Origin of the sequence: Plastoroseomonas arctica (assembly GCF_018128965.1) — a bacterium.
Taxonomy (GTDB): Bacteria; Pseudomonadota; Alphaproteobacteria; order Acetobacterales; family Acetobacteraceae; genus Plastoroseomonas; species Plastoroseomonas arctica.
In genome coordinates, this window is record NZ_JAAEDH010000031.1 from 25,546 (window position 1) to 33,653 (window position 8,108).

General features: G+C 69.8%; 9 protein-coding genes. 4 read left to right on the plus strand and 5 right to left on the minus strand.

The genetic code is table 11. From position 1 onward, the window contains the following. Window positions 1-56: 56 nt before the first annotated feature. The 4 genes from dnaA to mutM all read right to left on the minus strand — a co-directional run bounded on the left by dnaA (window position 57) and on the right by mutM (window position 4,040). Window positions 57-1,487 carry a chromosomal replication initiator protein DnaA gene (dnaA, locus tag GXW79_RS19925; RefSeq protein ID WP_211876202.1) on the minus strand — a complete coding sequence of 477 codons (1,431 nt, stop codon included), beginning with the start codon at window positions 1,485-1,487 and terminating at the stop codon, window positions 57-59. Window positions 1,488-1,931: 444 nt separating this feature from the next. Beyond that, window positions 1,932-2,210, minus strand: a complete 279-nt coding sequence (gene rpsT / locus GXW79_RS19930; RefSeq protein ID WP_211876203.1) for a 30S ribosomal protein S20 — start codon at window positions 2,208-2,210, stop codon at window positions 1,932-1,934. A 122-nt stretch (window positions 2,211-2,332) separates the two neighbouring features. Continuing rightward, window positions 2,333-3,112: an enoyl-CoA hydratase gene (locus GXW79_RS19935; protein WP_211876204.1), complete on the minus strand. Its 780-nt coding sequence runs from the start codon at window positions 3,110-3,112 to the stop codon at window positions 2,333-2,335. A gap of 37 nt (window positions 3,113-3,149) precedes the next feature. Beyond that, window positions 3,150-4,040, minus strand: a complete 891-nt coding sequence (gene mutM, locus GXW79_RS19940) for a bifunctional DNA-formamidopyrimidine glycosylase/DNA-(apurinic or apyrimidinic site) lyase (RefSeq protein ID WP_211876205.1) — start codon at window positions 4,038-4,040, stop codon at window positions 3,150-3,152. Window positions 4,041-4,085: 45 nt separating this feature from the next. On the opposite strand from mutM, the gene GXW79_RS19945 reads away from it, so the two are divergent. Genes GXW79_RS19945 through GXW79_RS19960 form a run of 4 tightly spaced genes read left to right on the plus strand, consistent with a single transcriptional unit; the run spans window position 4,086 to window position 7,702 of the window. Next, a complete protein-coding gene (locus GXW79_RS19945) occupies window positions 4,086-4,829 on the plus strand; it encodes a class I SAM-dependent methyltransferase (RefSeq protein WP_211876206.1) in 744 nt (247 codons plus the stop codon). Window positions 4,830-4,857: 28 nt separating this feature from the next. Continuing rightward, entirely contained in the window at window positions 4,858-5,511 is a 654-nt protein-coding gene (locus GXW79_RS19950) for a hypothetical protein (protein WP_211876207.1), read from the plus strand. Continuing rightward, entirely contained in the window at window positions 5,511-6,713 is a 1,203-nt protein-coding gene (gene coaBC / locus GXW79_RS19955; protein WP_211876208.1) for a bifunctional phosphopantothenoylcysteine decarboxylase/phosphopantothenate--cysteine ligase CoaBC, read from the plus strand. The genes GXW79_RS19950 and coaBC overlap by 1 nt, the downstream gene beginning before the upstream one ends. Then, entirely contained in the window at window positions 6,692-7,702 is a 1,011-nt protein-coding gene (locus GXW79_RS19960; RefSeq protein WP_211876209.1) for a glycosyl transferase family 90, read from the plus strand. Before coaBC ends, GXW79_RS19960 begins: the two co-directional genes overlap by 22 nt. A gap of 45 nt (window positions 7,703-7,747) precedes the next feature. Here GXW79_RS19960 and GXW79_RS19965 read toward each other — a convergent pair. Continuing rightward, window positions 7,748-8,108: energy transducer TonB family protein (locus GXW79_RS19965; protein WP_211876210.1), on the minus strand; the 361-nt coding region annotated here is incomplete at its 5' end.

Here is an 8,108-nt window from a genome sequence, read left to right on the forward strand (position 1 = left end):
GCGAATCGCCGCTTGCGCGGTCGTGAACCTTACCAGCGCCCGGAAAGCGGAGCAATTCAGGAGACTTCGAGCATCCGCTGCAGCAGCTCCACATCCTCGGCGAAGCCGGCATCGCCCTGCATCAGCTCGGCGACGCGGGAGACGGCGTGCATCACCGTCGTGTGGTCGCGGTTGCCGAACCGCCGCCCGATCTCGGGCAGCGAACGCTGGGTGAGCTTCTTGGCCAGGTACATCGCCACCTGACGGGGACGTGCGACGTTGCGCGCACGCCGCGCCGAGGACATGTCGGTGAGGCGGATATTGTAGTGCTCGGCGACCCGCTTCTGGATCTCCTCAATGGTCAGGCGCCGGTCATGCGCGCGCAGCATGTCCTTCAGCACCTCCTGCGCAGTCTCGAGCGTGATCTCGCGGCCGAACAGGTTGGCATGGCCGATCAGGCGGTTCAGCGCACCCTCGATGTCGCGCACGTTCGAGGTGATCTTGTGGGCGAGGAATTCCAGCACCCGCTTGTTCATCGCCACGCCCGAGCCGCTCGCCTTGGCCTCGAGGATGGACAGGCGCAGCTCGTAGGTGGTGGCGTGCAGGTCGGCGACCATGCCGCCGCCCAGCCGCCCGCGCAGCCGGTCATCCAGACCATTGAGGTCCGAAGGCGACTTGTCCGCGCTGACGACGATCTGCTTGCCTGCGCCGATCAGCGCGTTGAAGGTGTGGAAGAACTCCTCCTGCGTGTTGTCCTTGCCGATCAGGAACTGCAGGTCGTCGATCATCAGCACGTCGACGCCGCGCAGGATCTCCTTGAACTCCATCGTCGACTGCGAGCGCAGTGCCACGATGAACAGGCCCATGAACTTCTCGGCCGTCATGTAGGTGATGCTGCGCTGGTGCGAACTCTCGCGGATAGTCCAGGCGATCGAGTGCATCAGGTGCGTCTTGCCCAGGCCGACGCCGCCATAGAGGAACAGGGGGTTGAAGCCGGCGATCGCAGGCTTCTCCGCCACCCGCCGGGCGCAGGCATAGGCGAACTCGTTGGGCTTGCCGACGATGAAGGTGTCGAAGGTGAAGCGCGTCTCGAGCGGCGCGGACCAGTCCACGCGCGCATCGGGCTTCGCACCGGGGCGGTTCTCCGGCCGCGGGGCCAGGGTCTCGGCCAGGCCATCGGCCGCGGCTTCGGCCACCGGCTCGCCCGCGGCGGGCCGCGCCGCCGCGGCGACACGGACATCCACGCGGCGGATCGCCGGATTTTCCATCTGCCACAGCGCGCGCAGGCGATCGCCGTAATGCCCGCGCACCCAGTCGCGCAGGAAGCGGGTGGGCAGCAGCACGATCGCCTCGTCGCCCTCGATCCCGGCGAGCGTCATCTGCTTTAGCCAGCTGCGATACTCGACCTCACCCACATCCTCACGCAGGCGGCCTCGAACCCGGGCCCAACTCTCCGCCAATTGCGGCACGGAAGTCACAGGCGTCGCGCCATCGACGTCTTTCTCCATTCGCCGCACCAAATGTCCCCCTCCGCAACCGGTTCCTTCCCCGAGCGTGCGCCATAATGATGGCCGCCACGCTCCGCTTCCCACGCCAATAGAAACCCATTTCCAACACGCCCGACACCCGCTCCGGCACGCAGCGCAGCGTCATCCGGAACCAGGCGTCACCCACGATCAGTACCACGCGGCACAGCCACGATACGCTGCACTCGACGCGCTCGCCAACGCGAATTATCGCGATGCGCGACATCCAAAATTGCGACGCGCTTCGATCATACGCATGCGTATGCGCGCGCCGATGCGATGCACGACAAGCCGCGCCACGCACTGAAAAACACGCGCCATCAACCGCCGCGTTCATGCGCGCAGACCAAGGCACGACGAGGGCGGAACGCCCACGCCAATCCGAAAATTTCGAGGATGCTTCGCGCCGTCCTGGCGCGCGAAGGATCAGGCTTCGGCGGTGGCGCCGATCGCCTTGATGCGCGCCGAGAGGCGCGAGAGCTTGCGCGAGACGGTGTTCAGATGGAACACGCCCTTGGTCACCGCGCGCTGCATCTCCGGCTGCGCCGCGACGAGTGCGGCGGCCGCGATGCCCTTGTCGCCAGAGGCGATCGCCTGCTCCACCTTGCGGATGAAACCGCGCACGCGCGAGCGGCGCGCCTTGTTGCGGATGGTGCGCTTTTCCGTCTGGCGGATGCGTTTGCGGGCGGAGGCGTTGTTCGCCATGGCGTTCGTTCGACCGTTCGAAAGAGGTGTGGAGGCCGTTGGGCGGACCCCCGGCGAAGGGGCGGGTTCTATCCCCGCGCGCCCGGGCAAGTCAAGCGCCGAGGCGTCGCGGACGGGCCATCTCAGCGATGGGTGAAGTTCGGGCGGCGCTTTTCGGCGAAGGCGTTCATGCCCTCCTTCTGGTCGGCGGTGGCGAAAAGCCCCAGGAACATCCGCCGTTCCGTCTTCACCCCTTCGGTCAGCGTCGTCTCGAAGGCGGCGTTGACCGCATCCTTGGCGATCGCGACCGAGGGTCCGGACAGCGAGGCGATCTTCTCGCCGATCTTGAGCGCCTCGGCCATCAGGTCGGCGAGCGGCACCACGCGGGCCACGAGGTTCGCGCGCTCGGCCTCGGCCGCATCCATCATCCGCGCGGTCAGGATCATCTCCATCGCCTTGGACTTGCCGATCGCACGCGTCAGCCGCTGCGACCCGCCGGCGCCGGGAATGATGCCGAGGTTGATCTCCGGCTGGCCGAACTTCGCATTGTCGGCCGCGAGGATCATGTCGCACATCATCGCCAGCTCGCACCCGCCGCCGAGCGCGAAGCCGGCCACCGCCGCGATCACCGGCTTCTTCACCTCGAGCACCGTCTCCCAGTGCGCGCCGATGAAGTCGTTGAACACCACGTCGGGGAAGGTCTTGTCCTTCATCTCCTTGATGTCGGCGCCGGCGGCGAAGGCCTTCTCGCTGCCGGTCACGATGATGGCGGCGACCGCGGGGTCCTTGTCGAAGGCGAGCAGCGCCGCGCCCAGCTCCTGCATCAGCTGGGCGCACAGCGCGTTGAGCGCCTTCGGCCGGTTCAGGCGCACGACGCCCACGCGGCCGATGGTCTCGACGAGGATCATGCTGGCTTCGGTCATGGGTGTTTCCTTCCGCGCATCGGTTGCGCCAATCTAGTCACCGCTGCTGGCGGGCGCAAAAGAAGGTGGATCGCCCGGCCTGCACGATGCGCCGGATGCCTGGGCAGGCTGCACCGCACTTGATGCACGCCTCGCCCTCGCGCCCATAGACCAGGAAGCTCTCCTGGAAGACGCCGAGCTCGCCATCGGCGCGGACATAGTCGCGCAAGCTCGACCCGCCGGCCGCGATGCTCTCGGCCAGCACTGCCTTGATCGCCGGTACCAGCTTTGCCGCGCGCGCACCGGCGACAGTGTAGGCGAGGCGGCGCGGCGAGATGCCCGCCCGGAACAGCGCCTCGCACACATAGATGTTGCCCAGCCCCGCGACCACGCGCTGGTCGAGCAGCGCGGACTTGATCGGCGTGCGGCTCGCGCCGATCCGTGCCGAGAGGGCGGCGGCGGAGAACGCCTCCTCCAGCGGTTCGGGGCCGAGGTCGCGCAGCAGCCGGTGCGCGCCCTCCGCGGCGGTCGCGACCAGGTCGACCGAGCCGAACCGGCGCGGATCGACGAAGCCGACGCGCCAGCCCGCATCATTCTCGATCACCAGGTGCTCATGCGCCTCGGGCGGCTGGTTGTGCCCGCGCGCATCGGAGTACGCACCCTGCGCCGCGCCGCGCGGCACCGGCGCCACGCCCAGCCGCCGCGCCACCATCCGCCCCGACATGCCCAGATGGATCAGCGCGCTCTGCCCGGTGTCGAGGCGCATGAGCATGTACTTGGCCCTTCGCGCGAAGCCCAGCACGCGCGCCCCTTCCAGCCGCACCGCGAGATCGACCGGGAAGGGCCAGCGCATGCCCGCGCGGTTCACCGCCACGCGGGAGATGCGGCTGCCCTCCAGCACGGTGGCCAGCCCGCGCATCACCGTCTCGACCTCGGGCAGTTCCGGCAAGCGGTGTTTCCCCTGTTGCCCGTGTCACGCTAGACTGCGCCCATCATGGACGACAGCCCCACCACCGATTTCGGCTACCGCGACGTGCCCCGCGCGGAGAAGGCCAATCTTGTGCGAGACGTCTTCGCCTCCGCCGCGCCGAAATACGACGTGATGAATGACGTGATGTCGCTCGGCATCCACCGCATCTGGAAGCGCATCTTCGTCAACGCGATCGGCGCCTCGCCGCGCGAGACGCTGCTCGACCTTGCCGGAGGGACCGGCGACATCGCCTTCCTCGCCCTCCAGCGCGGTGCCGGGCGGGTCATTCTGTCCGACATCAACCCGGCCATGCTCGCGGTCGCCGAGAAGCGCGCGCTCGATCGCGGCATCACCGAGCGCCTCTCCGTCCTCGCCGTCGATGCCGAGCATATCCCGCTGCCCGACCGCAGCGTGGAGAAGATCTCCATCGCCTTCGGCCTGCGCAACTGCACCGACAAGGACGCGGTGCTGCGCGAGGCCAGGCGCGTGCTGCGCCCCGGCGGGCGCTTCCATTGCCTGGAATTCTCCCAGCTTGAGATCGCCGCGCTGGAGCCGCTTTACGAGGCCTGGTCGTTCAAGGCGCTGCCCGCGCTCGGCCAGCGCATCGCCGGCGACGCCGAGAGCTACCGCTACCTCGCCGAGAGCATCCGCATGTTCCCCGACCAGGAAAGCCTGGCCGCGATGATGCGCGAGGCCGGGCTGGAGCGCGTGCAATACCGTAACCTGTCTGGCGGTATCGTCGCCATCCACACCGGCTGGCGCCTGTAGGGCCGGCCCAAGCGAGGGGGAGCCTGCAATGGCCACGGCAATCAACGAAAGCTACTGGATCGACAAGCGCCTGCGCGACGAGGCGGAGGGCTACCAGTTCAACACCGACGGGTCGTCGCGCATGATCGCGGACCCGAACCCGAACGCCGCGATGCGCAATCCGCTCGGCCTGTTCGACCGCAATGGCGGCCTGGTCATCAGCCGCCGCGTCGAGCTTGCCGAGGACAACCTGATGTTCCGCTTCGCCGCCAAGAAATACCTCGGCGGCGATCCGGCCACGCTGAAGACGCTGCTCAACTCGCCGTGGTGGATGGAGGAGGACCGCATGCGTCTGCTGCTCGACCGCGCGCGCACGGCGGGGGCGGGCCTCATCCAGATGGCGCGCAACCAGTTGGCGCTGCCCGTCGAGTGGACCGATTGCGACATCATCGTGAGCGCCCGGATCAAGCCGGGCGTGCTGCTCGCCGCCCATGCCGGGCCGGGCCGCACCGTCTCCGTCGCCTCCGGCCGCTACACCATCCCCGGTCGCGAAGCGCCGCATTTGCATATCGACCAGATCTACCTCCCCGGGCTTGGCCCGCAGGGGGGCAACCGCGCCAAGGGCATGGCCAATGCCGAGGCCTGGTTCGACCTCGCGACGCTGCGCTCCTACGACCCGGCCGCGCGCGGCTTCAATCCCTGATGCTGACCGGCCGCCACGTCCTGCTGGTCGTCTCGGGCAGCGTGGCGGCCTACAAGGCGCTGGAACTCACCCGCATGCTGCGCAAGGAGGGTGCGCAGGTCACCCCCATCCTCACCGCCGGTGGCGCCCGCTTCGTCACGCGCGAGGCGCTGGCCGCGATCAGCGGGGCGCGCGTGCATGACGACCTCTGGGCGGCGGAGGCCGAGATCGGCCATATCCGCCTTGCCCGCATGGCGGAGCTGGTGGTGGTCGCGCCCGCCTCGGCCGACCTGCTGGCGAAGATGGCCGCCGGGCTCACCGACGACCTCGCGACCTGCGTGCTGCTCGCCACGCGCGCACCCATCCTGGCCGCGCCGGCGATGAACCCGGCGATGTGGGAGCATGCCGCGACGCGCGCCAACATCGCGACGCTCCGCGCCCGCGGCATCGGCTTCATCGGCCCCGAGGACGGCGCCATGGCGGAGCCGGAATCCGGCCCCGGGCGCCTCGCCGAACCGCCCGCGATCCTCGCCGCCGTCGCGGCGCGCCTCGGCGCATCGACCGCACTCGCCGGTCGCCACGTGCTGGTCACCAGCGGCCCCACGCACGAGCCCATCGATCCGGTGCGCTACATCGCCAACCGTTCCAGCGGCAAGCAGGGCCACGCGATCGCGGCCGCCCTCGCGACGCTGGGGGCGCGGGTCACGCTGGTGAGCGGCCCGGTTGCCCTGCCCGACCCGCCCGGCGTCAGCGTGGTGCGGGTCGAGACCGCGCGCGACATGCTCGCCGCCTGCGAGGCCGCCCTGCCCGCCGACGCCGCCATCTTCGCCGCCGCCGTCGCCGACTGGCGCAGCGAGGCCTCGCCCACGCAGAAGCTGAAGAAGCAACCGGGCCAGGCGCCGCCGCCGCTGGCGCTGACGCTCAACCCGGACATCCTCGCGACCATCGCACACCACGCGCAGCGCCCCCGCCTGGTGGTGGGCTTCGCCGCCGAGACCGAGCACGTCGTCGAGCACGCGCGCGAAAAGCGCCTCCGCAAGGGCTGCGACTGGATCGTCGCGAACGACGTCTCCGGCGACGTCATGGGTGGCGACGCCAACACGGTGCACATCATCACGGCCGATGGCACCGAGGACTGGCCGCGCCTGTCCAAGCAAGAGGTCGCCGAGAAACTCGCCGCGCGCGTGGCCGAAGCCGTGTCGTGCCCAGCTTCCAGGGCATAGAGTTCGACCACACGGTCGACGGCGTGACGGGCCTGCTGCGGCAGCTCTCCTTCACCATCGCCGACGACAGCGCCATCGCCATCGCCAACGCCGCGCTGCCGATCAGCTGCATCCGCGTGACCTTCACGCCCGGCGGCGGGCTCGCGGTGGGCGTGCCCTTCGAGCATCGCTGGACGCCCGAGCTGTCGAACATGACGCAGCGCTGGCTGCAGGCCTGGCCGATCTTCCTCGCCGCGCGGCGGCGCTACCCAGACGCCACCGGCCACACGCTGCTCTGCGTCAACGACATCCCCGACGTGCCCGGCCTCGCCTTTTCCGGAAACGGCACCGGCAGCCTGCTCATCCCCGACGCCGACTTCATCCGCCACCAGGGCTATGCCGCGCTGCGCCGCTTCGCCCGCCACGCCGGCCAGGCCTGGAACAGCCGGCGCGACCAGGTGTTCTGGCGCGGCTCCAGCACGGGCAATCCGGTGACCTCCAATGGCGAGGCGGTCGCCGCCATCCCGCGCATCCGCCTGGTCCGCGTCGTGCGGGCCTGGCAGCGTGACGACCTCTTCGACGTCGGCATCACCCAGCTGGTGCAGATGGACGCGGCGGCCGAGATGATCGCCCAGGGCTACGACATCATGGCCACGCCGGTGCCGCAGGAAGCCTTCGGGCAATACCGCCACGCGCTGGACATCGATGGCAACACCAGCAGCTGGGCGGGGCTCTTCGCGAAGCTCCTGCTCGGCAGCACCGTGCTCAAGATCGATTCCGCGCTGGGGCACCGGCAATGGTTCTATGACCGGCTGATCCCGTTCCGGAACTTCGTCCCCGTGCGCGCGGACCTGTCGGACCTGCTCGGCGCCGCCGAATGGCTGCGCCACAACCCCATCGCCTCCCAGGCCATCGCCGCCCGCGGCGCCGAGCTCGCCGAGGCGATGAGCTTCGAGGCGGAAATGGCCGCGGGTGCGGCGCGCATCCGGGAGTCGCTGCGGCAGGATTGAAGGCTCGGGAACAACCAAGCCGCCGCCCACGCCAGCAGCCTGCCTTCAGCGCAGCGTGAAGCGGACCGGCACCACGAGTTCCAGCCGGTCCCCCACCACCTCGGCGGGCGGCGCAGGCAGGGGCGACGCGCTGCGGATCATGTCCGCGACGGCGTCGTCGAGCTCGAGATCACCGCTCGTGCGGTCGATGTGCCAATCCAGCAGCCGGCCGTCGCGGGCGAGATGGAAGCGCAGGATCGCCACGCCCTGGGCGCGGCGCGCCCGCGCGCTGGAGGGGTAGCGCTTGTGCCGTTCCAGCGCCGCGAGCAGGAGGGAGACGTAGTTCGGCGTCAGGTTGGTCCCGGGCGTCGCGGCCGGCGTGGGCGCGGTGGAGGGTCCCGGGGCCGCGACCGCGGGTGGCGCGGGC

Bases quoted from the DNA above. Each gene is read 5' to 3' on its own strand.
- GXW79_RS19945 (WP_211876206.1), top strand. From the start codon at position 4,086: ATGGACGACAGCCCCACCACCGATTTCGGCTACCGCGACGTGCCCCGC.
- coaBC (WP_211876208.1), top strand. From the start codon at position 5,511: ATGCTGACCGGCCGCCACGTCCTGCTGGTCGTCTCGGGCAGCGTGGCG.
- dnaA (WP_211876202.1), bottom strand. From the start codon at position 1,487: ATGGAGAAAGACGTCGATGGCGCGACGCCTGTGACTTCCGTGCCGCAA.
- GXW79_RS19935 (WP_211876204.1), bottom strand. From the start codon at position 3,112: ATGACCGAAGCCAGCATGATCCTCGTCGAGACCATCGGCCGCGTGGGC.
- rpsT (WP_211876203.1), bottom strand. From the start codon at position 2,210: ATGGCGAACAACGCCTCCGCCCGCAAACGCATCCGCCAGACGGAAAAG.
- GXW79_RS19950 (WP_211876207.1), top strand. From the start codon at position 4,858: ATGGCCACGGCAATCAACGAAAGCTACTGGATCGACAAGCGCCTGCGC.